General features: G+C 72.8%; 16 protein-coding genes and 1 pseudogene. 6 read left to right on the top strand and 11 right to left on the bottom strand.

The window, feature by feature from the left end; all coding sequences use genetic code 11:
* Positions 1-12: 12 nt before the first annotated feature.
* Both ACWD0A_RS26210 and ACWD0A_RS26205 read left to right on the top strand, forming a co-directional pair.
* Positions 13-1,413, top strand: a complete 1,401-nt coding sequence (locus ACWD0A_RS26210) for a glycoside hydrolase family 5 protein (protein ID WP_451301925.1) — start codon at positions 13-15, stop codon at positions 1,411-1,413.
* Between the two features lie 102 nt (positions 1,414-1,515).
* Positions 1,516-4,272, top strand: coding sequence for an ABC transporter substrate-binding protein (locus ACWD0A_RS26205; RefSeq protein WP_451301923.1), 2,757 nt, complete (start codon positions 1,516-1,518; stop codon positions 4,270-4,272).
* A 42-nt stretch (positions 4,273-4,314) separates the two neighbouring features.
* On the opposite strand, the gene ACWD0A_RS26200 is transcribed toward ACWD0A_RS26205, so the two are convergent.
* The 9 genes and pseudogenes from ACWD0A_RS26200 to ACWD0A_RS26160 form a co-directional block, all read right to left on the bottom strand.
* Positions 4,315-5,283 (bottom strand): helix-turn-helix transcriptional regulator, encoded by a 969-nt coding sequence (locus ACWD0A_RS26200; protein WP_451301921.1) that lies wholly within the window; start codon positions 5,281-5,283, stop codon positions 4,315-4,317.
* A 1-nt stretch (position 5,284) separates the two neighbouring features.
* On the bottom strand, positions 5,285-6,145 hold the full coding sequence (locus tag ACWD0A_RS26195) for a DUF4097 family beta strand repeat-containing protein (RefSeq protein WP_451301919.1): 861 nt from the start codon (positions 6,143-6,145) through the stop codon (positions 5,285-5,287).
* A gap of 565 nt (positions 6,146-6,710) precedes the next feature.
* The gene (locus tag ACWD0A_RS26190) at positions 6,711-6,893 is read right to left on the bottom strand and encodes a DUF6104 family protein (RefSeq protein WP_005312030.1); all 183 of its coding nucleotides are present in this window, start codon (positions 6,891-6,893) and stop codon (positions 6,711-6,713) included.
* 178 nt (positions 6,894-7,071) lie between these two features.
* Positions 7,072-10,875 carry a multifunctional oxoglutarate decarboxylase/oxoglutarate dehydrogenase thiamine pyrophosphate-binding subunit/dihydrolipoyllysine-residue succinyltransferase subunit gene (locus tag ACWD0A_RS26185; protein ID WP_451301917.1) on the bottom strand — a complete coding sequence of 1,268 codons (3,804 nt, stop codon included), beginning with the start codon at positions 10,873-10,875 and terminating at the stop codon, positions 7,072-7,074.
* A gap of 279 nt (positions 10,876-11,154) precedes the next feature.
* Entirely contained in the window at positions 11,155-12,258 is a 1,104-nt protein-coding gene (locus ACWD0A_RS26180) for a sensor histidine kinase (RefSeq protein WP_451301915.1), read from the bottom strand.
* Positions 12,255-12,992 carry a response regulator transcription factor gene (locus tag ACWD0A_RS26175; RefSeq protein WP_177147533.1) on the bottom strand — a complete coding sequence of 246 codons (738 nt, stop codon included), beginning with the start codon at positions 12,990-12,992 and terminating at the stop codon, positions 12,255-12,257. Before ACWD0A_RS26175 ends, ACWD0A_RS26180 begins: the two co-directional genes overlap by 4 nt.
* 103 nt (positions 12,993-13,095) lie before the next feature.
* The gene (locus ACWD0A_RS26170; protein ID WP_451301913.1) at positions 13,096-13,791 is read right to left on the bottom strand and encodes a spermine/spermidine synthase domain-containing protein; all 696 of its coding nucleotides are present in this window, start codon (positions 13,789-13,791) and stop codon (positions 13,096-13,098) included.
* A 1,703-nt stretch (positions 13,792-15,494) separates the two neighbouring features.
* Positions 15,495-16,011 (bottom strand): annotated as a pseudogene (locus ACWD0A_RS26165) (RNA polymerase sigma factor); the annotation flags it as partial.
* 190 nt (positions 16,012-16,201) lie between these two features.
* A complete protein-coding gene (locus ACWD0A_RS26160; RefSeq protein WP_451301911.1) occupies positions 16,202-16,843 on the bottom strand; it encodes a GNAT family N-acetyltransferase in 642 nt (213 codons plus the stop codon).
* A gap of 180 nt (positions 16,844-17,023) precedes the next feature.
* On the opposite strand from ACWD0A_RS26160, the gene lon reads away from it, so the two are divergent.
* Together lon and ACWD0A_RS26150 are read left to right on the top strand one after the other, a co-directional pair.
* The gene (lon, locus tag ACWD0A_RS26155; protein ID WP_451301909.1) at positions 17,024-19,435 is read left to right on the top strand and encodes an endopeptidase La; all 2,412 of its coding nucleotides are present in this window, start codon (positions 17,024-17,026) and stop codon (positions 19,433-19,435) included.
* Positions 19,436-19,658: 223 nt separating this feature from the next.
* Positions 19,659-20,456 carry a pentapeptide repeat-containing protein gene (locus tag ACWD0A_RS26150; RefSeq protein WP_451301907.1) on the top strand — a complete coding sequence of 266 codons (798 nt, stop codon included), beginning with the start codon at positions 19,659-19,661 and terminating at the stop codon, positions 20,454-20,456.
* A gap of 72 nt (positions 20,457-20,528) precedes the next feature.
* On the opposite strand, the gene ACWD0A_RS26145 is transcribed toward ACWD0A_RS26150, so the two are convergent.
* A complete protein-coding gene (locus tag ACWD0A_RS26145; RefSeq protein WP_451301905.1) occupies positions 20,529-21,359 on the bottom strand; it encodes a lysozyme in 831 nt (276 codons plus the stop codon).
* Positions 21,360-21,590: 231 nt separating this feature from the next.
* On the opposite strand from ACWD0A_RS26145, the gene ACWD0A_RS26140 reads away from it, so the two are divergent.
* Positions 21,591-22,073: a MarR family winged helix-turn-helix transcriptional regulator gene (locus ACWD0A_RS26140; RefSeq protein ID WP_451301903.1), complete on the top strand. Its 483-nt coding sequence runs from the start codon at positions 21,591-21,593 to the stop codon at positions 22,071-22,073.
* 31 nt (positions 22,074-22,104) lie between these two features.
* On the opposite strand, the gene ACWD0A_RS26135 is transcribed toward ACWD0A_RS26140, so the two are convergent.
* Positions 22,105-22,890: a hypothetical protein gene (locus ACWD0A_RS26135; protein ID WP_451301972.1), complete on the bottom strand. Its 786-nt coding sequence runs from the start codon at positions 22,888-22,890 to the stop codon at positions 22,105-22,107.
* Between the two features lie 611 nt (positions 22,891-23,501).
* On the opposite strand from ACWD0A_RS26135, the gene ACWD0A_RS26130 reads away from it, so the two are divergent.
* On the top strand, positions 23,502-25,886 hold a 2,385-nt coding region (locus tag ACWD0A_RS26130), incomplete at its 3' end, for a nitrate- and nitrite sensing domain-containing protein (RefSeq protein ID WP_451301901.1).

Here is a 25,886-nt window from a genome sequence, read left to right as displayed (position 1 = left end):
GCCGGAGGTCCCATGTACCGCCGTCTGCTCGTCGCCCTGGTCTGCGCCGCCGTCCTGTCCGCGTCAGCCGCTCACGCGAAGAGCGCCGACGGCAGGGAGACACCCCCGGACGTACCCCGCCTCACGGACGACGGGGGCCGCGTCCTCACCCTGCGCGGCTGGAACGTCGAGGACAAGACCCATCGCGGCGAGGCCGCCCTGTCCGCGATCACCGAGCGCCACTTCCGCGACCTGCGCGCCCAGGGCTTCGGCTTCGCGCGGCTGCTCGTCTTCTGGGACGACCTGGAGCCCGAGCGGGGCCGCTACAGCGAGGCGTACCTCCGCCGGATCGAGCGCGTCCTCGGCTGGGCGCACAAGCACCGTGTCCAGGTCCTGATCGACGCCCACCAGGACGTCTTCGGGCCCGCTTTCGGTCACCGCGGCATCCCGGAGTGGGCGACGAGGACCGACGGGCTGCCGTTCACACCACACCCCGACGACTGGTTCGCCGAGTACTTCGAACCGGCCGTGCAGCGCGCGTTCACCCATCTCTACGAGGACCCGGACCTGCGGCGCGCCCAGGCGGACATGTGGCGGGTGCTCGCCGGACGTCTCGCGGACCACCCGGCCGTCGTCGGCTACGACCTGATCAACGAGCCCATGGGCGAGATCGCGCAGGGCGAGGACCTTCCGGCGGCCGCCCGCCGTATCGAGCGCGAGCAGCTCACCCCCATGTACAACCGCCTCGCGGACGCCGTCCGTTCCGTCGACGACGACACCTGGGTCTTCTTCGAGCCGACCCCCATCGTGGGGGAGGGCGTCCCCACCGGCCTCGGCCGTATCGACGACCCCAGGGCCGTCTACGCACCCCACTTCTACAACACGGCGATGGAGGCGGGCGCCGACTACGACCCGTCGGCCGGCTGGATCGAGGCGTACGAGTCGGCCGTGACCGTCTACCCGCGGCAGTACCGCGTCCCGGTCGTCGTGGGGGAGTGGGGCCCGCTCAACAACGCGCTGCCGAACATGGGCCGTTTCTACCGCGACGCCCTGCGGTCCTTGAACCGCTACGGCTCCGGCTGGGCGGGCTACGTCTGGTGCTACGGCGGCGGGTACTGCGCCGTCGACGCCGAGGGGCGGTTCCGGACCAACAAGGAGCAGACCGTGGCCCCGTACGCCCCCGCGGTCGCCGGCCGGATCACCGCCGAGGCGTTCGAGCCGGACACCGCGGCCTACCGGCTCGCGTACCGCGCCGCGGGCGGCGTCACCGAGATCTCCGTGCCGCCCCGGCCCGGCGGCTGGCGCATCGAGCTGACCGGAGCCGCCCGGACCGCCACGCCCGTGCTGCCCGCGGACCGCGCGGCGACCGCGCGCGTGCACGCACGGCCCGGCGCGCACGTCACGGTTCTGGTCACTCCGCGCGCCCCACGATGAACCCCCCGCGCCGGTCGGGTGCGCCGGGCGACGATTGCGCACCGGCCGTGCGGGGCACGACCCTTGACACTCACGTGATCGCGCGTGAAGGGGGAGGAGAACATGTCGACGGGGGATCAGCAGAGCCGTGTCCCGGCCTATCCGGGCGTCGAGAAATTCGTGGACGCCTTCGACAAACTCGTGGTGCAGCCGCGCCGCAGCCGCAGCCGCGTCCCGGTGGTGCTGCTGAGCGAACCGGGGGACGGACAGGCGGGCCGCCGGATCGTCTCCGGCTTACGGTCGCGGCTGCGCGGGCGGGAGGGCCGGCTCGCCCCGCACGCCTGCCTGGACGGGGCCACGGCGGACCCGGCCGCGCCGCCGCTCGACCTCTTCGAGCAGATCGCCTTCCAGCTGGACGCGACGATGCCGCCGGGCACGGGACGGCTGCGCCTGCCGTCCTACCGGCTGCTGCGCGCCGTCGTCACCGCGCCCGCCGTCGGCGGCCTCATGGAGCGCCGCCCCGGCGAACTGCGCGACCACTGCTACGCCGAGCACCGGGAGGTCTCCGCGCTCGCCCGGGGGCTGTGGTGGCTGGGCGGCCGGGACCAGGCCAACGGCGGCACCCTGCTCGAACTGCTGTGGAACTTCGTCGCGGGGCCGCTCTTCCAGCGGCTGCCACGCGCCCTGTACGGCAGGCGGGCGGGCCGCACGATGCTGGGCAGGAGCCGGCACGGAGGCCGCCGCTGGTACGCCGAGTGGGTGCGCCAGCAGCAGGGCACGCCGCCCACCGACTTCTTCCGCTCGGCCCTCGACCTGGTGGGCGGCGGCCCGGACGGCGACCCCGAGCAGCTCGACCGGATCCTGGTGCATGCTCTGCTCGCCGACCTGGAAGGCGCGGCCCGCAAGCGGATGTTCAACCCCTGGCGGCGGCGGCGCGTCAGCCGCTTCGTGCTCCTGGTGGAGGAGGCGGGCCCCGCCGAGTCGCGCGTCCAGCGCTTCCTGCGCGAACTGCGCGCCGCCATGGAGGACCTGCGGTGCACCTCCGTGGTCGCCGTCGCCGCAGGCGTGCGCACGCTCGCCAGCCGTATCCCCGACATCGAGGTCCCCGGCCTGTCCGCCGCCGGCGCCGACCTGGCCAACATCGCCCAGCGCGGCACCCCGCCGGGGCGGCCCTCCGGAATGGTGGTGCCGGTCTCCGAAGGGCCCGCGGACGACCAGGCCGCGACGTACTGGCTGGGCCGCTGGCCCACCCTCGCCCCGCCCGCGACCCGCTGGGGTCCCGGCACCGACGTGGCCGTGGCCGCCACCGGGGGCGTGCTCGCCCTCGCGGTCGTCGCCGGTCTCGTCGCCGGGGTCCCCTTCACCAGGATGGGCCCCGACCCGTGCCTCGGCTCCACGTTCCTCGGCACGGACGGGCAGTGCGTCGGCGTCGCGGAAGGCGCGGCGTCCTTCGGCACGGGGGACAGCGAGCGGGCCGTACGGGACGTCCTGCAGCGCATCGAGCGGCAGAACAAGGAGGTCGAGAAGGAACTCACGGGCCGGGGCGCCGACGACCCGCGGCCGGACGCCCGCACCGTCGTCTACTTCGGCCCGCTCAGCGGCGGCAAGGACGCCGAGGACCCCGTCCGCGGCGGCACCCTCGCCGAACTGCGCGGTCTCGCACTCGCCCAGGCGTACGCGAACGGGCAGGCACTGCGCTCCGGGGAGCGCGTCCCGCTGCGCGTCCTCGCCGCGAACGCCGGCGACCGCTTCAAGGACGCCCCGGCCGTCGCCCACCGGATCGTCGAACTCGCCGACAAGGACCGCTCGATCGTCGGCGTCGTCGGCTTCGGCCAGAGCCGCCGCCGTACGTACGAGGCGATGCGCATCTTCGACGAGGCCGGCCTGCCGATGGTCGGCACCTCGGGCACCGCCGACGAACTGCTGCGCCAGGGCGGGCACTACTACCAGACCGCGCCGACCGACACGCGAGCCGGGCAGGTGATGGCGGCCTTCGCCGAGCACGCCCCCATGGTGGACGGGAAGCCCGCCGTGCGGGTACGGCTGATCGCCGACCCCTCGGACGCGTACAGCGCGAGCCTCGCGGCGGCGTTCCGGGCGGCGTACGACGAGGAGCGGACCGAGGCGCTCCTGTACACGCCGACGGACGCCCCCGAACCCACGCCGATGCCCGGGGCCCCGGCGGGGACCTCGATCGCGGCGGTGGAGGACCTGGCGCGCGAGGTGTGCCGGGCGGTGGCCGAGGAGCCGCGTACGGCCGTGGTGTGGGCCGGCCGGGGCAGCCACTTCCAGCTGTTCCTCGGCGAGTTGAGCCGTGCCGCGCGCGACTGCCCGAAGGTGAGCGTGCTCGGCGGCGACGACGTCACCAACGCCCTGACGGAGGAGCGGCGCCCCTGGGAGGTCTTCGCCGGACTGACCCTCTTCTACGTCTCGCACGGCCGCGCCCCGGCACTGGCCGAGGTCAGCGGCGAGGCGGCGGCCTTCCTCTCGGCGTACGACCGCACGTACGCGGAGGACCACGGCACCCGTACGGGCGCGATGCGGCAGGACGCCCATGTGGCGCTCGCCTGGGACGCGATGCGCTACCTCGCGGAGGGGGTGGACCAGGCGTGGCGGGGCACCGGCGGCCACGACGAGCGCCTCGACCGCAGGCTGCTCCAGGCGGTGCTCTACCAGGGGCTCGGCGGCGGGGGCTTCGACGGCGCCACCGGGCGGATCGACGCGCACGGGGCGGCGGGCGGCGGCCGGGTCAGCGAGAAGAAGCTCATAGCGGTCGAGCGGGGCGGCCCGAAAGGGGCGCAGACAGTGCTGCTGTGCGGGACGGTCGGGCGTGGTGACGTACGCCGGACCTGGGGACCGGAGCGGCATCCCTGCCCGTGACCGCGCGCGGGGCCGGACGGTCGTCCGGCCCCGCCTGCCGCGCTACTCCTTGGGGCCGCGCAGCAGGGCCACGATGTGCGCGGCCGCCGTCGACAGGTGCCGACGGGCCTCGCCCAGCTGCTCCTGTGTCACGCCGTGGTCGCGCGCCGCGTCCCGTACGTCGTCCCGGAAGCGGTCCAGGAGCCGTTCGAGATCACGTGCCGGGTCGGCCGAACCCTTGACGTCCACGGTGTCCTTCGCCCAGTCGGTGTCGGTGCCGGCCGCGTCCGGTTTCGGATACGGCGGCCAGGCGGTGCCCCGCGCCAGCCCGCCGAGCTGACCGGCCAGCTCCGACAGGCCCTCGCGCACGCCGGTCGGCCAGTCGCCCCGCGCGAAGTGATCCTGGACCTGGTCCTGCACCTGCTGGGCGATGCGCTGCATCTCCGCGCGGGCGGCGTCGGCCGTCTCCTGCGCCTGGCGGCGCGCCTGCTTCGCGTCCTCGCGCGCCCGGCGCGACTCGTCCTTGGCGCGCTGCGCCTGCTCCTTCCACTCCTGCTTCGCGCGGCGCAGCTCCTCCTTCGCCGCCCGCCAGGACTCCTTGTCGGCGAAGTCGCCTCCGCCGCTGCGCGGGCCGGCCGACTCCCGGCGGGTCTCGCTCGCCGCGGCCCGCATCTCGCTGCGCAGCTTGCCCGCCGCGCCGCGCACGTCGTCGCGGATCTCCGCGGCGAGTTCGGAGACGGACTCGCGGATCTCCAGCTCCAGATCGGCCAGTTCCCCGCTGCGCCCGGCGAGCTCGGCGCGGCCGGCGTCGGTGATCGAGTACACCTTGCGGCCGCCCTCGGTGGCGTGCGTGACCAGGCCCTCGGCCTCCAGCTTGGCCAGCCGGGGGTAGACGGTGCCGGCGCTCGGCGCGTACAGGCCGTGGAAACGCTCCTCCAGGAGGCGGATCACCTCGTAGCCGTGGCGCGGAGCCTCGTCCAGCAGCTTCAACAGGTAGAGCCGCAAGCGGCCGTGGGCGAATACGGGGGGCATGTCAGAGAACCTTCCCGGTCGGGGCGCCGGCGTACGCCTCGTCCTCGTCGGCCGGTGGCCTGCGCAGCAGCGCGATCGAGCCGGAGACGGTGGTGGCCTTGAGTCTGCCGGTGCCCGCGCCCAGGGTGCCGGTGATCTGCTTCGCCCCCCACCGGCCCGCGACGCGCAGGTCCTCGAAGGCGTTGGAGACGGCGCCGCTCGCGGTGTTCGCCTCGACGCGGGCGTCGGCGGGGTGAGGCAGCCGGATGGCCACCTCGCCCGAGACGGTGCTCAGCGCGATGTCGGTCGGGCCGCAGGCCGCGTCGATGTCGACGACCATGTCGCCGCTGACGGAGTCGGCCCGCACGGAGCGGCCGGAGCCCGCGATGACGGTGAGGTCGCCGGAGACGGAGTGGTAGCGCAGGTCGCCGCTGAGCGACTGCGCCTCGAGGTCGCCGGAGACGGTCTCGGCGCGGACGGCACCGGAGAGCCCGACGAGGGTGGTGTCACCGGTGACGCCGCGTACGACGGCGGGGCCCCGGACGCCGGAGACGACCGCGTTCGCCCCGACGACGCCGACCTCGACGGTGGCCTCGGCGGGGACGGCGAGGGAGACGACCGCGCTGCGGTGCCGGCCCTTGCGGTCGAGCCACGTGAGGAAGCCCTGCCAGGGCAGGTCCGGGTAGGCGACGGTGAGCGTGGCCCCGTTCCGGGTGACGACGAGCGGAGGGCCCTCGATCTCGGAGACCTCCAGCCGGGTGGAACCTTCGTCGGTCCCGACGACGTTGACGGTTCCGTTGACGACGCGCACGTTGACCGTCGTGACCGGTTCGTCGAAGGTGAGCTTCTTGGGCTCGGCGACGTCCCATGTCGTCTCTGCCATGGCGATGACCTCCCGGTCCGGGGCGCGACGCAACATATCGCGTCTCCTGGTGACACGATATATCGCGGTTACGGGTTGTCAAGGGCCGCGCTTCGCTGGGCCTGCGAGGAGGAGATTCATCGGGGTTTGACGCCCCCGTGTCCGACGGCCCGGCGCAGGGGAGCCCCGCCCGGTGCGCCGGCTTCGCGCTGCGGAGGCTTTCCCCCGCCCCTTCCCGTAACTGGGGCTCCGCCCCAGACCCCTCCGGAGGGAGGGGTGGCTTCGCGCCCGCAGGGGGCACGGGCCCGGGCCCTCTGTCAGGGGTGAGGGAGCATGGGGGCTGACGCAACCTTCCGGGCCGTGGTGGAGCCACCGGCAGTTACTGCTCCCACGACGCGGAGGAGACAGGTCCGGATGTAAGGCGTCGCGAAGTACCGACGTCACGTAGGCGGAAAGCCAGTCCGGGTGCCCACGCCGGAGGCCCCTGCGCGGCGTGCCTGAGCAGCGCACTCAGGGCGGCGCGTCCGGTGCCCCGGTAACGGGCGCGCGGCCCAGCGCAGCGGATGCACCGCCGGCGGGCGGCGGCTTACTCCTCGTCGTCCTCGTCGTCCAGGCGGGCCAGCCACGTCGCGAGGCGTTCGACCGGGACCTCGAAGTCCGGGTTGAGGTCCACGAACGTGCGCAGCTGCTCGGCCAGCCACTCGAACGTGACCTCCTCCTCGCCGCGCCGCTTCTCCAGTTCCTCGATGCCGCGGTCGGTGAAGTACAAGACATGCTCCTGGTGGGGACGGGTGTTCCGGCTCCAGGGTATGGCGTCGGCGACGCGGCCGGACAATCGACCGTCCGCCCCCTCGCTCGCCACCGGGCGCCCCTCTTCCCCCGCCGGCACGGGAACGGCCCGCCACCGATCGCATCGGTGGCGGGCCGTTCCCTTCGTGCGAGGCCGGTCAGGCGTCGAACACCTCGTTGACCAGCTGCTCCTGCTCCTGCTCGTGGCGCTTCTTCGAGCCCACGGCCGGAGACGAGGAGTGCGGCCGCGAGATGCGGCGCAGGCGCTCGCCGTGCGGGATGTCCGCGCCGACCGCCAGGTCCAGGTGGTCGATCAGGTTGAGCGCGATGAACGGCCAGGCACCCTGGTTCGCCGGCTCCTCCTGCGCCCACAGGTACTTCTCGGCGTTCGGGAACTTGGCGATCTCGGCCTGCAGCTCCGCACCCGGCAGCGGGTACAGGCGCTCCAGGCGGATGATCGCCGTGTCCGTCGTGCCGCGCTTCTTACGCTCGGCGTCGAGGTCGTAGTAGACCTTGCCGGACGTGAAGACGACCTTGCGGACCGCGGCCGGGTCGACCGAGTCGTCGCCGATCACCGGGCGGAAGCCGCCGGTGGTGAACTCCTCCGCCTTCGACGCCGCAGCCTTCAGACGCAGCATCGACTTCGGGGTGAAGACGATGAGCGGCTTGTGGTGCGGGTTGTGGACCTGCCAGCGCAGCAGGTGGAAGTAGTTCGACGGCAGGGTCGGCATCGCGACCGTCATGTTGTTCTGCGCGCACAGCTGCAGGAAGCGCTCGGGGCGCGCGGAGCTGTGGTCCGGGCCCTGGCCCTCGTAGCCGTGCGGCAGCAGCAGCGTGACGCCGGAGTGCTGGCCCCACTTCTGCTCGGCCGAGGAGATGAACTCGTCGACGACGGTCTGCGCGCCGTTGACGAAGTCACCGAACTGGGCCTCCCACATGACCAGCGCGTCCGGGCGGGCCAGCGAGTAGCCGTACTCGAAGCCCATCGCCGCGTACTCGCTGAGCAGCGAGTCGTAGACGTTGTAGCGGGCCTGGTCCTCGGCCAGGTAGAGCAGCGGGGTGTAGTCCTCGCCGGTCTCCTGGTCGACCAGCACCGCGTGGCGCTGGCCGAACGTGCCGCGGCGGGTGTCCTGGCCGGACAGCCGGACCGGGGTGCCCTCCATCAGCAGCGAGCCGATGGCCAGCGTCTCGCCCATGCCCCAGTCGATCGTGCCGTCCTCGACGGAGGCGGCGCGGCGCTGCATCTGCGGCATGAGCCGCGGGTGCACCTTGATGTGGTCCGGGATGTTGACCTGGGACTCGGCGATCCGCTTGACGACCTCCTGGGAGACCGCCGTGCTCACCGCGACCGGGAACTCGGCCTGGGTGTCCGGGACATGCACCGGGGCCGGGGCGGAGGTGGCCTCGCGGACCTCCGCGAACACCTTCTCCAGCTGGCCCTGGAAGTCCTGGAGCGCCTGCTCGGCCTCTTCCAGCGTGATGTCGCCGCGACCGATCAGCGACTCGGTGTAGAGCTTGCGCACCGAGCGCTTCTTGTCGATCAGGTTGTACATCTGCGGGTTGGTGAACTGCGGGTTGTCGCCCTCGTTGTGACCGCGGCGGCGGTAGCAGATGAGGTCGATCACGACGTCCTTGTTGAACGCCTGGCGGAACTCGAAGGCGAGCCGCGCGACGCGGACCACGGCCTCCGGGTCGTCGCCGTTCACGTGGAAGATCGGCGCCTCGATCATGCGGGCCACGTCGGTCGCGTACATCGACGAACGCGACGACTCCGGGGCGGCGGTGAAGCCGACCTGGTTGTTGATGACGATGTGGACCGTGCCGCCGGTGCGGTAGCCGCGCAGCTGAGACATGTTCAGCGTCTCCGCCACGACACCCTGGCCGGCGAAGGCGGCGTCGCCGTGCAGGGCGACGGGCAGGACGGTGAAGTCCGTGCCGCCCTTGTTGATGACGTCCTGCTTGGCGCGGGCCACACCCTCCAGGACCGGGTCGACGGCCTCCAGGTGGGAGGGGTTGGCGACCAGCGACACCTTGATCTGCTCGCCGTCGAGGCCGGTGAACGTGCCCTCGGCGCCCAGGTGGTACTTCACGTCGCCCGAGCCGTGCATCGACTTCGGGTCGAGGTTGCCCTCGAACTCGCGGAAGATCTGCGCGTACGACTTGCCGACGATGTTCGCCAGCACGTTCAGGCGGCCGCGGTGGGCCATGCCGATGACGACCTCGTCGAGGCGCGACTCCGCCGCGGAGTCGATGACCGCGTCGAGCAGCGGGATGACGGACTCGCCGCCCTCCAGCGAGAACCGCTTCTGGCCGACGTACTTGGTCTGCAGGAAGGTCTCGAAGGCCTCCGCCGCGTTCAGCCGGCGCAGGATGCGCAACTGCTCCTCGCGCTCCGGCTTGTGGTGCGGGCGCTCCACCCGGTCCTGCAGCCACTTGCGCTGCTTCGGGTCCTGGATGTGCATGAACTCGATGCCGGTGGTGCGGCAGTACGACTCACGCAGCACGCCCAGGATGTCGCGCAGCTTCATCATCGACTTGCCGGCGAACCCGCCGACCGCGAACTCCCGCTCCAGGTCCCACAGGGTGAGGCCGTGCTCGGTGATGTCCAGGTCGGGGTGCTTGCGCTGGCGGTACTCCAGCGGGTCGGTGTCGGCCATGACATGGCCGCGGACCCGGTAGGAGTGGATCAGCTCGAAGACGCGCGCGGCCTTGGTGACGTCGTCGTCGTGCGAGGCGTCGATGTCCTTGAGCCAGCGGACCGGCTCGTAGGGGATGCGCAGCGACTCGAAGATCTCGTCGTAGAAGTTCTCCTCGCCCAGGAGGAGGTTGGCGACGATCCGCAGGAACTCGCCCGACGCGGCGCCCTGGATGACGCGGTGGTCGTACGTGCTTGTGAGGGTCATCACCTTGGAGATGCCCAGCTTGTTCAGGGTGTCCTGCGAGGTGCCCTGGAACTCGGCGGGGTAGTCCATGGAACCGACGCCCATGATGACCGACTGTCCGGGCATCAGACGCGGCACGGAGTGGACGGTGCCGAGGCCGCCGGGGTTGGTCAGCGAGACGGTGACGCCGGTGAAGTCGTCCATCGTCAGCTTGTTGTTGCGGGCGCGGCGGACGATGTCCTCGTAGGCCTGCCAGAACTCGAAGAAGTTCAGCGTCTCGGCCTTCTTGATGCCCGCGACGACCAGCTGGCGGTCGCCGTTGGGCTTCACCAGGTCGATGGCCAGACCGAAGTTGATGTGGTCCGGCTTGACCAGGGTCGGCTTGCCGTCCTTCTCCGCGAAGGACCAGTTCATCGACGGCATGGCCTTGATGGCCTGCACCATCGCGTAGCCGATGAGGTGCGTGAAGGAGATCTTCCCGCCACGGGCCCGCTTGAGGTGGTTGTTGATGACGATGCGGTTGTCGAACAGCAGCTTCACCGGGACCGCGCGCACGGACGTGGCCGTGGGCAGCTCCAGCGAGGCGTTCATGTTCTTCGCGACCGCGGCGGCCGGGCCGCGCAGCGTCACGAACTCGGGGCCGGCGGGCGCCTCGGTCTCCGGCTTGGCCGCGGGCTTCGCGGCAGGCGCGGCCTTCGGCGCAGGGGCCGCGGCCTTGGCCGGAGCGGCCGGAGCCGGGGCGGCCTGCGCGGGGGCGGCGGGCTGGGCCGCGGGCTTCGCCGGGGTGGCGGAGGCGGCCTGTGCGGGTGCCGCCTCCTGCGCCGCGGGCGCGCTCGCGGTCGTGGTGGGGGCCGCGGCGGCGGGCGCCGCCTTGTCCTTGTCCGCCGTGCCGGCAGCGCCCGGCTTGTAGTCGGCGAAGAAGTCCCACCAGGCGCGATCGACCGAATTCGGGTCCTGGAGGTACTGCTGGTAGATCTCGTCGACGAGCCACTCATTGGCTCCGAACGCGGCGGCAGGGTTCTGACCCTGCCCGCCTTGGTCGGTCGAGAGACTCGAGTTACTGGGGGACTGAGACGACACGGCGAGAACCGCCCTCTTCCGCTTCACAAGGTGATGGACAGCGGAAATAAAGGCTACGCCTCCCTGGCCGGGAGGTGCAGGCCGGGCGGGGCATCGTCGCGCAAGTCACACCGAAAGGCGAGTTTCGGGGTTGTGAATGGCGGGAAACAAGCGAAGTTCCGGTTCTGTGAGGGTACGCGTCATCGCGGCTGCAGCCCTGTGGCCTGCAGTCTTTCCCTCGCCCCGGACGAGTCCTGCCCCCTTACACGCAGAACAAGCCCCTCCGGTTCGAACCCTACGTCAACCTCTCGGTGACCGGAGGCCGGGAAGGGTGACGCGGATCCGGCAGCCGCGGGCCGATTCGGCCACTCCGATATGGCCACCGTGCAGATCCACCGCCCACCGGGCGATCGCGAGGCCCAGCCCCGTGCCGCCGTCGCTGCCCGGACCGTGCGGCGAGGCGACCCGGCCGCGGTTGAACCGTTCGAAGACCCGGTGACGCTCCTGCTCCGGGATGCCGGGACCCTCGTCGACCACTTCCAGGTCCAGCGACTCCCGGCCCTGGCCGCGCCTGGCCCGTACCGTCACGCGGCCGTGCGGCGGCGAGTGCTTGACCGCGTTGTCGATGAGATTCGCCACCACCTGGTGCAGCCGCTCCGCGTCCGCGTGCGCGGTCAGCTCCGGCGGGGACACGTCCAGGTGCAGGTGGACGTCGGTACGGGTGTGATGGCCGGAGCCGGAGGCGAGGCCGCGCTGGGAGGAGGCGAGATTGGCCTCCTTCAGCACGCCCGACAGATAGGGCCACACCTCGAAGCGGCGGGCCTTCAGCGGCAGCACGCCGTTGTCGAGCCGGGACAGGTCCAGCAGCGTCTCCACGAGCCGGCCGAGACGCTCGGTCTGCTTCAGCGCCGTGCGCATCGTCTCCGGGTCGGCGGCCGAGACCCCGTCGACCACGTTCTCCAGCACGGCGCGCAGCGCGGCGATCGGCGTGCGCAGCTCGTGCGAGACATTGGCGACCAGTTCTTTGCGGTTCTGGTCCACGGCCTCCAGGTCGTCGGCCATGCGGTTGATCGTCGAGGCGAGGTCGCCCAGCTCGTCGCGGCGGTCCGCGCCGCGCACCCGGCGCGTGTAGTCCCCGTGCGAGATCCCCTTGGCGACCGTGTTCATCTCGTCCAGCGGCGCGGTCAGGCCGTGCGCCACGAACTGGGTGATCAGCAGCGTGGCGATGATCGTGAAGACGGTGATGAAGCGGATCTCGGTCTTGCTGTGGAAGGCCATCAGCATCAGACCGGTCGTGATGAAGACCGAGATGACGACGAGCGTGCTGAGCTTGGTCTTGATCGAGATCGCGATGGAGGCGGCGCCCAGCCGCCTGCTCACTCGGCCGCGGGGACGCCGGGTCATGGCGTCGGCGTCTCCAGGGCGTACCCGACGCCGTGGACCGTGCGGATGCGCTCGGCTCCGATCTTCCGGCGGAGCGCCTTGATGTGGCTGTCGACCGTACGGGTGCCGGAGGCGTCCGCCCAGTCCCACACCTCGGCCAGCAGCTGCTCACGGGAGAGCACCGCGCGCGGGGTGTTCGCCAGGCACACCAGCAGGTCGAACTCGGTGGGCGTCAGATGCACGTCCTCGGCCCGCACCCGCACCCGGCGCTGGGCGTGGTCGATCTCCAGCTCGCCGAGGCGCAGAATGCCGCTGCGCGGTGTGACGGCGGCCAGCGCGGCGCGCTCCACGCGGCGCAGCAGCACGTGCACCCGGGCGGCGAGCTCGCGCATCGAGAACGGCTTGGTCATGTAGTCGTCCGCGCCGACCCCGAGACCGACCAGCATGTCCGTCTCGTCGTCACGGGCGGTGAGCATCAGCACCGGGACCGGCCGCTGCGCCTGGACCCTGCGGCAGACCTCCAGGCCGTCGAAGCCGGGCAGCATCACGTCGAGGACCATCAGGTCCGGCTGCCATGCCTCGGCCGCGTCCACGGCCGCGGGGCCGTCGAGGGCCGTCTGGACCAGGAAGCCCTCCGCCCGCAGCCGGGCGGCGATGGCGTCGACGATCGTGGCGTCGTCCTCGACGACCAGCACCCGGCGCTGGGCCCCGGGGGTGGCCGCGACCCCGTTGTGCGTGGTGTGTGTCTGCTCCATCGCCCCGCCCCTGTACCTGTTTCACCGCTAGCTGCACGTGGATCCGGATCGAGGTAGATCCCGTGTGTGTCCCAGCAGCGTAAGGGCATCGACCGCGTCCCGGCTACGCAGGGCTAACACCGAGGTGGACCACGTCGGGTACTCCCCGGGCAAGGCGGATCTCTTCGGTCCTTACCCCGGTGAATCCGGCATTCCGCAACGCGTCCTCGAATGCGGCGGAGGGCTGTGCGGACCACACGGCGAGTACGCCGCCGGGCCTCAACGCCCGCTGACAGGCGGTGAGTCCGGCCGGTGAGTACAGCTCGCCGTTGTCCTCGGTGACCGTCCAGTCGGGCCCGTTGTCGATGTCCAGACACAGGGCGTCGTAGCGGTCGTCCGTCGTCCGCAGATACGCGACGAGATCCGTGTGAAGGATCACGCAGCGTGGATCGGCGAGGGCCTCGCCGGAGATCGCCGCGAGCGGACCCGAGCGGTGCCAGTCGATGATCGCCTGCTCGCGCTCGACGACCGTGATACGCCGCCACTGCTTTCCGGCGGCGGCGTGTGCCAGGGAGAACCCGACCCCGAGTCCGCCGATGAGCACGCTCGGCGCGACGTTCCCCGTCTCCAGGGCGTCGTGCGCGGCGTCGACCAGCAGCCGCTCGGACCGCCCGTCGGAAGTGTCCATCAGGAAGCACCCGTTGGCGATGATCTCGTGCACCGTCGCGTCCCCGTCCCGGCGTCTGCGCAGGACGACCTCCCCGAAAGGTCCCTCGCGCCGGTCGAGGGTGACGGGGGCGTCGCTCGCGGGGAACGGCATCGGGTGACCTCCGGGCGGCAGGCGGGATGACGACAGGGATCGTGCGCCATTGTGTCGGGCGGGCGAGCGGCCGGACAAACCCGTTTCGGGCCGGTTCGGGGCGGGCGTCGGCCGTCTTCCTCGCGTCGTCAGGCCGGGCCGCAGGCCGGGCCGCGGGCCGGGCCGCGCCAGGCGTGGAGAGCGGCGCCGAGTGCGAAGGCGGCGAGCGCCACCGCCCACGCGCCGGCCCGGTCGCCGGGCTGCATCGGCCAGGCCCAGATCGCTGCCGCGCCGCCGTGCGCCCTGGGCGCGCCCAGACAGACCGCGCTGAGATACACGAACGCGGGCAGCCAGCTCAGGCGCGCCCCGATCACGGCGGCCGCGGCCGCCGTGATCCCGACGGCGCCGCGGGTGTTGCGGACCATGGCCGAGGGCCCGAGGGCGCCGTCGTGGGCGGTCACCGCGAGCGCGAGCAGCAGCGCGGCGAACGCCGCGAGGCCGGCCGACTGCCCGAGACGCCTCGGCCACCAGGGGCGTACCGCCGCGCGCTCCAGCTCGGCCATCGGCGTGTGCAGGCTCGTGCCGATCACGGCGGAGGCCATCAGCGGGGCCGGCGCGACCACCGGGACGAGACGCCGGGAATCGATATGGGCGTCCAGCCCGTACGCCGCCCAGACCGCCAGGACGGCGACGGCGACCAGCGAGACGAGCGCGAGCGGGACGGCGCGCGAGCGCGCGAGCAGGAGCGGGCCGATGAGGCGGGGGAAGGAGCGGCCGTATGCGGTGAGGGCGGTCACAGGGCCGGCACGTCCTTCGGGTCGCAGCTGTGGACGGTGGCGAAGTAGCGCGACAGGAAGTCGCGGCGCTCGTCGTCGGGCAGGGCGGCGAGGCGGGCGCGTGCGGCCCGGTCCGCGGTGATGCCGGCGACCGCGGCCTCGTCGCCGCGCTCGCGGGCCCACTCCATGGTGTGCTCGCCCATCTTCTCCATGCGGCCTGGTGCCAGCCAGTCGGTGACCGCCGTGTCGACGCGGACGGCCCGCTCGTCGCCGGCGCGCGCGTCGCAGGCGTCCGTGGCGGCCCGTGATCGCCGCGGCGGCCTCCCACGCGTACTGCTGCGGATCGGTCAGTTCGCCGCGCACGACGGACCAGCCGAGCGGCGTCAGCATCGGCAGGCCGGCCTCACCCGGTCCCGGGTCCGCGCTCAGGTCCTCGAAGCGCACCGGCAGGTGCTCGACTCCTTCGAGGCGGCCGTGGAGGCCGGAGAGGGCGCTCTTCACCTCGGGGAGCAGCCCCGGGTGGAGGGCGTTCACACAGACCTGGGGCCGTACCGAGGTGTCGCACACCTGGCGCTGCGACAACGGGTGCGGGCGCCACATGCCGTCGCCGGTCGCGGCGATGACGACGGCCGCGACGGCCGCGGTGGTGAGCGGCAGCAGGGCGGCCGACCTGCGGCGGGCGGCGCAGGCGAGCACCGCGGCGGCGGCCAGGCCGCCCGTCCACGCGATCGCGGCGACGGGCTGCCACCAGACGGGGACCATCTCACCCATCGTGTCGGCGGATGCCGGGCTGAGATGGCGTGCCCCGTTCGTCGTGTACGACGGGATGCCGAGGAGGGGGTAGCAGCAGACGGCGAGCGCCGGCGCGGCCGCCCGCCACGCCACCAGCCGCCCCACGACATGGCCCAGCAGTGTCATGGCGGTCAGGAACGCGGCGTCCGCCGGCACCCGCGGTTCGCGACGGGCCCTCAGGGCGCGGGTCTTGACCGTGCCCTCCGGTATGCCGAGCAGCTGCGCCGCCTCGCGCGTCGTCAGCCCGTCGACCACCGTCGCCCGCAGCACCTCCCGCAGCTCCGGCGAGATCCGCTCCAGGCCGTGCCCACGTCGCCGTACTCCAGCCCGGCCAGCACCGCTCCTCCGCGGACGGCACGACGCCGGCCGGTTCGTGGACGACGCGTTCCTGGCGGGCCCGTGCGCGCTGGGCGTCGACCAGGCGGCGCGCGGCGATCACCCACAGCCAGCCGCCGGCCTCGCCCCCGCGATGCGAGGCGGCCGAGCGCCACACGGTCACGAACGTGTCCTGGAGCACTTCCCGTACCGTCTCCGGATCGGTGCAGCGACGCGAGAGGCGGACGTGCAGCCAGCCCGCGTGCCGGTCGTGGAGCACGCCGAGCGCCTCCGTGTCCCCGCGGGCGACCGCGCGCAGCAGCGCCGCGTCGTCCCGCTCTCCCCCCGAGGGGCTCATCGGTCTCACGTCTTCCCTATCGCCCCGGCGCGGGCCGCCGGTTCACGCCCTGCCGGACCGGCCGGCGGCGCGTCCGTGCTCCTGTACGTAAGGGGCCGAGCGCGGCGGTCACGGGCGTCGTCGCCGCAGTATCGCGGGGGAGCCGGGCGGGCGGGGCAGCCGGATCCCTCGGCCTCCGCCCGTCCCGCTCTCAGCCGGTGGCGGGGGCGTGGAACAGGCTGACCAGCGGGGCCTGTACCTGCCAGCCCAGCGATTCGTACAGCGCCCGGCCGTCGGGGGTGCCGCCGAGCACGCCGGTCGTCGCTCCCTGCTCCAGCGCGGCGTTGTGGAGTGTGTGCATGACGAGCCGCCCGAGGCCCTTGCGGCGGTGCTCGGGCGCCGTCTCGATCTGGTCGACGACGGCGGTGTCCCCGGTGGGCGCGATCTGGCCGCGCGCGGCGAACGAACCGTCGGCGGCGACCACCAGCAGCCGGGTCACGCCTCCGCGCGTCCAGCGCTTGAGCGTGTAGCCCTCCGGGGCCTCGGGCGCCGGTGTGCGGCGCAGCCGTGTCCGCATGAGCCAGCCTGGCTCGTCGATACGCCAGTCCGATCCCGCCCATGCGACGACGTCCTCGGGCTCGGCGAAGACCTTGAGCCACACGGTCGGTGCGGCGACCTCGGCGGCGACCTTGCGCACGGTGGCCTCGTCGTCGGCCGTCAGGACGTGCCGGGTGGCGTGCGTGACCTGGCCGACGTCGACGGTGAAGCCCCACGGTCTGACCACGGGATCGGCCGCGCCCCGGGACACGACCCAGCCGCGGACCCAGGCCGATGTAATGACTGAAGTCTGCATGGGGCTATTACACATGCTGAGGTGGCCCGGGCGCCAGGCCCAGAGGGCGGGGCGGCGGCTCGGGTGCCCCCCTCGCAGCGCGAGAGAGTGATCGCTCACAGCGAACATCGCCCAGGGAACATCCAGGGGCTCATATGCATTGAGTCGGTACAGCTCAACTTGACTGCCTAAGGGGAGATCATGGCTGCCGATATCACGGCTCACTCACCGCTCACCCTGCCCGTCCTGCCGCTGGACGACGAGGTCGTACTGCCCGGCATGGTCGTGCCGCTCGACCTGTCCGACAACGAAGTACGGGCCGCGGTCGAGGCCGCCCAGGCTGCCGCCCGACCCTCCGGCAGCAAGCCGAAGGTGCTGCTCGTTCCCCGCGTGGACGGCACATACGCCGCGACGGGTGTCCTCGGCACGGTCGAGCAGGTCGGCCGGCTGTCCGACGGCGATCCCGGCGCGCTCATCCGCGGCGTCGGCCGCGTCCGCATCGGCGCCGGGACCACCGGTCCCGGCGCAGCTCTGTGGGTCGAGGGCGCCGTCGTCGAGGAGACCGTTCCCGATCCGCTGCCCGGCGCCGTCACGGAGCTGGTCAAGGAGTACAAGGCGCTGGCCACCGACTGGCTGAAGAGGCGCGGCGCCTGGCAGGTCGTCGACCGCGTGCAGCAGATCGAGGGGATCTCGCAGCTCGCCGACAACTCCGGGTACTCGCCGTTCCTGACCACCCCCCAGAAGATCGAGCTGCTGGAGACCACCGACCCGGTGGCCCGGCTCAAGCTCGCCACCGAGCAGCTGCGCGACCACCTGGCCGAGCAGGAGGTGGCCGAGTCGATCGCCAAGGACGTCCAGGAAGGCGTGGACAAGCAGCAGCGCGAGTTCCTGCTGCGCCGCCAGCTGGACGCCGTGCGCAAGGAGCTGCGCGAGCTCAACGGCCAGGAGGGCGAGGACGAGTCCGACGACTACCGGGCCCGCGTCGAGGCCGCCGACCTGCCCGAGAAGGTGCGGGAGGCCGCCCTCAAGGAGGTCGAGAAGCTGGAGCGGGCGAGCGACCAGTCGCCCGAGGGCTCCTGGATCCGCACCTGGCTCGACACCGTCCTCGAACTGCCCTGGAACGAGCGCACCGAGGACTCCTACGACATCCCGGGCGCCAAGGCGACCCTGGACGCCGAGCACGCGGGCCTGCAGGACGTGAAGGAGCGGATCACGGAGTACCTGGCGGTGCGCAAGCGGCGTGCCGAGCGCGGTCTCGGGGTCGTGGGCGGCCGCAGGGGCGGCGCGGTGCTGGCCCTCGTCGGCCCGCCCGGCGTCGGCAAGACGTCGCTCGGCGAGTCCGTGGCGCACGCGATGGGCCGCAAGTTCGTGCGCGTCGCCCTCGGCGGCGTACGGGACGAGGCGGAGATCCGGGGCCACCGGCGCACCTACGTCGGCGCCCTGCCCGGCCGTATCGTCCGCGCGATCAAGGAGGCCGGTTCCATGAACCCGGTCGTCCTGCTCGACGAAATCGACAAGGTCGGCTCCGACTTCCGCGGCGACCCGGCGGCGGCTCTGCTCGAAGTCCTCGACCCCGCGCAGAACCACACCTTCCGCGACCACTACCTGGAGGTCGAACTCGATCTCAGCGACGTCGTCTTCCTCGCCACCGCCAACGTGCTGGAGGCCATCCCCGAGGCCCTGCTCGACCGGATGGAGCTCGTACGGCTCGACGGCTACACCGAGGACGAGAAGGTCGTCATCGCCCGGGACCACCTCGTGCCGCGCCAGCTGGAGCGGGCGGGCCTGGAGCCCGGCGAGGTCACGCTGGACGACTCGGCGCTGCGCAAGCTGGCGGGGGAGTACACCCGCGAGGCGGGCGTGCGGAACCTGGAGCGGTCCATCGCGCGGCTGCTGCGCAAGGTGGCGGCCCAGCACGAACTGGGCGACCGCGAGCTGCCGTTCACCGTCACCGACGGTGAGCTGCGCGGGCTCATCGGACGGCCGCACCACGTGCCCGAGTCCGCCCAGGACCCGGCCGAGCGCCGCACCGCGGTGCCCGGTGTGGCCACCGGACTGGCGGTGACCGGCGCGGGCGGCGACGTGCTGTTCGTCGAGGCGTCGCTCGCCGATCCGGAGACCGGCGGCGCGGGGCTGACCCTGACCGGGCAGCTCGGCGACGTGATGAAGGAGTCCGCGCAGATCGCGCTGAGCTTCCTGCGCTCGCACGGAGCCGAGCTCGAACTGCCGGTCGCCGACCTCAAGGACCGGGGCGTGCACATCCACTTCCCGGCGGGCGCGGTGCCCAAGGACGGCCCGAGCGCGGGCATCACGATGACCACGGCGCTCGCGTCGCTGCTCTCCGGACGCCAGGTGCGCACGGATGTGGCGATGACCGGCGAGGTGTCGCTGACCGGCCGGGTGCTGCCCATCGGCGGCGTGAAGCAGAAGCTGCTGGCGGCGCACCGCGCGGGCATCACGACGGTCGTGATCCCCAAGCGGAACGAGGCCGATCTGGACGACGTGCCGGCCGAGATCCTCGACAAGCTGGAGGTCCACCCGGTCACGGACGTCCGGCAGGTGCTGGAGCTCGCGCTCTCCCCGGCCGAGGTGTCGGTGACGGCCGCGGCCTGACGGCACGAGGGCGCACGGGCCCGGCTGTGGTGATCCACCGCCGGGCCCGTCCCGTGCTCGCGGTCCCGCGTATCGGCCGGGTCCTCGCCTGTGAGCGGTCCCGCACCATGGCCGGGCCCGTTCCCGTGCTCGCGGTCCCGCGTATCGGCCGGGTCCTCGCCTGTGAGCGGTCCCGCACCATGGCCGGGCCCGTCCCGTGCTCGCGGTCCCGCACAATGGACGGATGAGATCCCTGCAGGCCGATTGCGCGAACTGCTTCGGGCTGTGCTGTGTGGCGCTGCCCTTCACCGCCTCCGCCGACTTCGCCGTGAACAAGGACGCGGGGACACCGTGCGCCCATCTCCGGACCGACTTCGGCTGCGGCATCCACAGCCGGCTGCGCGCGAGCGGTTTCCAGGGGTGCACCGTCTACGACTGCTTCGGCGCCGGTCAGCAGGTCTCGCAGGTCACCTACGGCGGTACGGACTGGCGCCGGGCCCCTGAGACCGCCCCGCAGATGTTCCGGGTCTTCCCCGTCGTCCGGCACCTGCACGAACTGCTCTGGTACGTGAACGAGGCGCTGCGGCTCGACGCCGCTCGCGAGGTCCACGACGCTCTGCGCCGGCAGCGGGAGACGATCGAGCGGCTGACCGGCCTCGACGCCGACGCGCTGCTGAAGCTGGACGTCGCGGCCCACCGCCAGGACGTGAACGTCTTGCTGCTGCGCACCAGTGAACTGGTCCGCGCGGGGAGCGGGCGCAAGAAGAAGGACCGCAGGGGCGCGGACCTGATGGGCGCCCGGCTGCGCGGCGCGGATCTGCGCGGGGCGAGTCTGCGGGGCGCGTATCTCATCGCCGCCGACCTCAGCGGCGCCGATCTGCGGCAGGCCGACCTGATCGGGGCGGATCTCAGGGACGCCGACCTGTCGGGCGCGGACCTGACCGGCAGCATCTTCCTCACCCAGCCGCAGGTGAACGCGGCCCGCGGGGACGGCACCACCCGCCTGCCGGAGGGGCTGACCCGCCCCGCGCACTGGTCGTGACGGCCGGCGCGATACGGGACGGGGCAGCGGGGACGGGATCAGCGGACGGGCCGGTGGGGCGCGACGCGGGGCTCAGCCGTTGGCGAGCGCCTGGAGACGGTCGTACGCGCCGTTGAACTTGTTGTGGTCACCGACGATCGGCCCGGACGACGTGTACTGCCACATCGTGTAGTAGACCCAGCCCGCCGGGAGCTCGCCGGGCGTCGTGTTGTAGCGGGCGATCCAGAGCGGGTTGTACGCGGCGAAGCCGGAGTAGTTGCCGGTGCACTGCTTCCACCAGCCGGTCGCCGTGTAGATGACCGCGTCACGGCCGGTGCGGTACTTGTACCGGTTCAGGAAGTCCCGGATCCAGGTGACCATCCCGGCCTGCGACTTGCCGTAGCAGGCCGGGCCGTACGGGTTCCACTCGATGTCGAGTGCGCCCGGCAGGGTCTTGCCGTCCCGCGACCAGCCGCCGCCGTTGTTGACGAAGTAGTCGGCCTGGGCCGCGCCGGAGGTCGTGTCCGGGGTCGCGAAGTGGTACGAGCCCCGGATCATGCCGATGTTGTACGAGCCGTTGTACTGCTGTGTGAAGTACGTGTTCTTGTAGTACGTGCCTTCGGTGGCCTTGACGTAGGCCCACTTGACGCCGCTGTGCCACAGCGCGGCCCAGTCGACGTTGCCCTGGTGGCTGGAGACGTCGACGCCTTCCGTCTGGACGGCGCGGGTGTCCGGGGGGAGGCCGCCCTGGCCGTCATGGGCGATGACGCCCATGCCCATGTGCGCCGAGCCGCGCTCGGGCCTGGGCTTGGGGTCCGCGGTGGCGGAGCCGGGGGCGACGAGGAGGAGGGAGAGGACTGCGAGGAAAGTGCCGGCCGCAGCGAGTCGCTTGCGTCCGGTCGTTCCGGATCTGTGCACGGGCATGGCGTGCCTCCGAAGACCTCGGTGGAGGAGATCTGACGATGTGTCGACATGTCGTGGCGGACCTGCATGGTGTGGACATGCCATGCAGGACGCTACGCACGTAGAACGCGCCGTGGAAGGGGGCCGGGCCGCCGCCGTTGGTCTACGCCTGCGAAATACTTGCCGAGCTGCGGCGACGCGAGCCGCCGGAAGAAACTTTCATCACCGGGAAAGCGCACGAGGGGTGCTGACGTGCACGAAAGCGGTACGGCGAGCGAAGCCGGCCCCAATGACAGCAGTGGTGTGGACCGCGAGTTCCTCGCGCTGGAGCGGGAGTTGTCGGTCTTCCTGCGCCGCGCGAGGGCCTCGTCCGGAGAGATGGCGCGCGAGGTCCACCCCGACCTGGAACCCGCCGCCTACGGTCTGCTCGTACGCCTGGAGGAGACCGGACAGCAGCGCGCCACCGAACTCGCCGGGTACTTCGGCGTCGGCAAGGCGACCATGAGCCGGCAACTGCGGGCCCTCGAGGAACTCGGGCTGGTCACCCGTGAGCCCGACCCCGCCGACGGCCGCGCCTCCCTCGTACGGCTCACACAGGAAGGGCTGGCGCGATTCCGTCATGTGCGCGATGCCCGCCGCGACCGCTACCGGAGCAAGCTTGCCGGCTGGGACCGGCGCGAGGTCGCGGAACTGGCCCGGCTCCTGCACCAGCTGAACGCGCGCGCGGAGGGCTGAGCACCCGGGCGGCGGCGAACGCCCGGGCGCCTCACAACTCGACGAGAGCCGCCGTGGCGTCGTCGTGGAGCTTGTGGCGGACCGCGTCCGTACGCCGCCGCGCCGTCTCCAGGGCCCGCACCCGGTCGATCAGCGCCTGGGCGCCCTCCTTGCGCAGCACGCCCACGCACGCGGCCCAGTCCCCCTCCGCGAACATGTCCACCCAGCGCGACGCGCCGTCGGTCAGCGCCGCCACCGCCCGTACGTCCTCGCGCGCGACGCCGCCCGTCACCGCCCGTTCCGCCACCGCCGGGTCGGCCGCCGCCGTGAAGAACCCGCCCTCGGCGTTGCGCAGGGCGTCGGCCGACGCGTGCGTGCGCAACGCGCCCCGGGGCAGCCGGTCGAGCCGGTCGTCCAGCACCGCCCGGACCGAGCCGTCGGCCGACTCCAGCAGCAGCGTCGAGTCGGAGAGCACCAGGTACTCCACCTCGTCGGCCGCTCCGCCCCACCGGGCGAGGACCACCGTCGCCTGGGGCGTCCGCACGTGAGAAAGGTCACAGGTGTCCCGGTGGGCGTCCGCGGTGCGCCGGATCGCCTCCGAGAGGACGCCGGTCAGGGGCAGATCACGCCGCGAACCGGACAGTTCGACCAGGCCGCCGCCCAGTCGGGCGGTGAACCACGGAACCCCGTGCACGCATCCCGCGTCGCCCTGAGGTGGAGTCACTCCGTCCAGGACCACCAGCGTTCCGCCCTGTCCCGATGCGGGCAGAGCCACCGAGGCCCAGTCCTCGTTGAGGCGTTCCGGGGCGCCGGGGGCGGTGGCGAGTTCGATGCGCATGTCCTCAGTCTGCATGACTCCTCCGCACTACCCTCACATCGCACGGATTGGCTCGTACCAGCAGGTCAGAGGGGTTGCTTCGACCCAAATGGACCGCTGTGCGAAGCTGCGGGCGCGCATCCTGCCAAAGGGCGGCTCCCAGGTCCAACCCACACGCCGGAAGCCGGGCGTGTCGGCGTTGGGGAAAGTTGTTCGCCAACTCGGGGATGTTGTTCACTCGTTCGGGTGGCGGAGCGGCCGATGCGCGCCTCCCTCCCAAAGGCACTGGAATGGTCGGAAGCCGTACCAGGGGTGGGGCTCTCGCGTGTGACCGGTCGTCATCTCTGCTTCATGGGTGGACGAGTCAAGCAAGATTGCGAGCACCGGTGCAGAAGAAGCGGCCTCGGGGCAAGGGCGACAGGCCCACTGGAACGGCAGGCGAGCTCCAGGTCCCGGCCCCTGCGGCCCCCTTGCCTCCGCAGGGACAGGGCGAAGCCGTCCGGACCTCCGCCGGGGCCTCCGTGTTCCCGGCGCAGTCCACGGGACCCGCGCACACCACCGGTCCCGCGCCGAGCACCGGTCCCGGGCCATCCGCAGGTCCCGCGCCGAGCACCGGCCCCGCGCAGGACACCATGACCCCCTCCGGGCGCCGCGCGCGCGTACGCAGCCGGCTCGTCGCCGGAGTGGCCGTGGTCGGCCTCCTCGTCGTCGGCGCCGGAGCACCCGGCGTCCTCGCGACCTCCGCGGAACTGACCGAGGCCCAGCGCCTGGTGACCCTCGCCGAGCTCGACCGCCAGGCCGTCACCCTCGCGCACTCCCTCGCCGACGAACGCGACGAGGTCACCGCCTACGTCGCCGCCGGCCGCGACTCCGCGAACGACGGCGCGGACGGGGACGAGGACGGCGAGGCCACGGACGCGCCGAAGCTCTCCGCGACCCTCAGCGCCCGCGTCGACCGCCAGATCCGCGAGATCCGCGCCGCCGTGCCGGACGACCACGCCGACCTGCGCCGCGCACTCGCCTCCCTGCCCGGCGTGCGCCGCACCGCCCTCACCGGCACGGGTGCCCCCCTGGAGGTGCACCGCGCCTACACCGCGGTCATCAACCAGCTCCAGGCCCTCGCCGACGAGCTCGCCGAGAAGACCCCGCCGCGCGCCGCCGAGGCCACCCGCGCGCCCGCCGCGCTCGGGCTCGCCGTGGAGCAGGCGTCCGCCGCCCGCGGACTGCTGCTCGCCGCGCTGTCCGTGCCGCAGCCCGAGACCCGGCTGACGTACGACCCGGCCACCGGCCTGCCCGTACAGACCGCCGCCGAGGACTCCGGCGTCGACGCCCGCACCCGCAACGAGCTCACCGCCGCGGCCCAGCAGGCCCGCGTCCGCGAACTCGCCGCCCTCGCCGACTTCGACCAGGCCGCGGGCAAGGACGCCCGCGACAACCTGGCCGCCACCGTCACCGGCCCCGAGGTCAAGGCCGCCGAGAGCCTTCTCGCCCGCCTCACCGACCAGCCCCGCCTCTCCGCGTCCGAGCGCGGCACCGACCGGTCCGAACTGGAGGCCGCGCTCACCGCCCGCATCGAGCAGATGCGCGGCGCCGAGACCGCACTCGCCGCCGACCGGCTGGTGCGCATCGAGCACCTGCGCGACGACGACGTCACCGCGCTCGAAGTACGCATCGCGCTCCTCGGCGGGCTGCTCGTCGTCACCATCGGCGTGCTGGCGGCCGTCTCACGCACGCTCACCCGCCCGCTCGCCGTCCTGCGCATCGGCGCCGCCCGGCTCGCGGAGTCGCCCGAGACGGAGGAGCCGGTCCGCTTCACCGGCCGCAACGACGAGTTCGCCCAGGTCGTACGGTCCCTCAACAGCCTGCACGGGACGCTGCGGGACCTCGGTGCGCGTGTCCGGCACCTCGACGCCGAACGCAGCGGCCTCACCGGCTCGCGCGAGGCGCTCGCCACCGAGTTGGCCGAGGTCCGCGCCGAGCTCGGCGAGCGCACCGAGGAGCTCACCACCGAGCTGCAGCGCCTGCGCCACACCGTCCACCACACCTTCGTCAACCTCTCGCTGCGCACGCTCGGCCTCGTCGAACGCCAGCTGGGCGTCATCGAGAATCTGGAGGAGCGCGAGCAGGACCCCGAGCGGCTCGCCACCCTCTTCAAGCTCGACCACATGGCCACGGTCATGCGCCGGCACAGCGAGAACCTGCTGGTCCTCGCGGGCGCCGAGCACGGCCAGGGCCACGTCGGCCCCGTCCCGCTCGTCGACGTCCTGCGCGCAGCGGTCAGCGAGATCGAGCGCTACGACCGGGTCGTCATCCAGTCCCTGCCGCCGCACGCCCAGGTCGCGGGCTTCGCCGCCGACGACCTCAGCCACCTGGTCGCCGAACTGCTCGAGAACGCCACGTCGTTCTCCCCGCCGGACGCGCAGGTCGAGATGTCGGGCTGGCTGCTGGAGAGCGGCGAGGTGATGCTCTCCGTCCAGGACGCGGGCATCGGCATGACCGAGGCGCGCATCGAGGAGCTCAACGCCCGGCTGAAGAACCCGGAGACGTACGAGAGCGACACCGGCCGCGAGACCGAGGGGCTCGGCCTGCGGGTGGCCGCGCTGCTGGCGGCGCGTCACCGGGTACGGATCCAGCTGCGCGAGCACAAACAGGGCGGGATCACGGCGGTGGTCGTCGTCCCGGCGGCGCTGCTGCCGGACGGCCCGCCGGCGACGGCGTCCCGGCAGACGCCGGTCCCGGGCGCGGGCCCGGCGCTGACCCTGCCGGGCTCGGCGGCGGAGGCGAACTCCAACACCCTGCCCCCGAGCGCCCGCCGCCCCGCCCAGCCGGAGGGTACGTCCGCGGCGGACGGCGACCGTGCGTCGCACGCGGAGCGGCCGGCCGACGCCGACGAGCCTACGTCCGACGCCGACCACGCGTCCGGCGCGGGTCAAGCAGCTCCCGCCGGCTCTGCGCCGCTCGGCGCTCACGGCGCCCCCGTGGCCGACGCCGGCAGGCGCAGCCGGGGCGGCGTCGGC

Source organism: Streptomyces sp. NPDC002867 (assembly GCF_053591895.1).
Note: the sequence above shows the minus strand (reverse complement) of the source record. Positions and strands in the feature narration are given on the sequence as shown.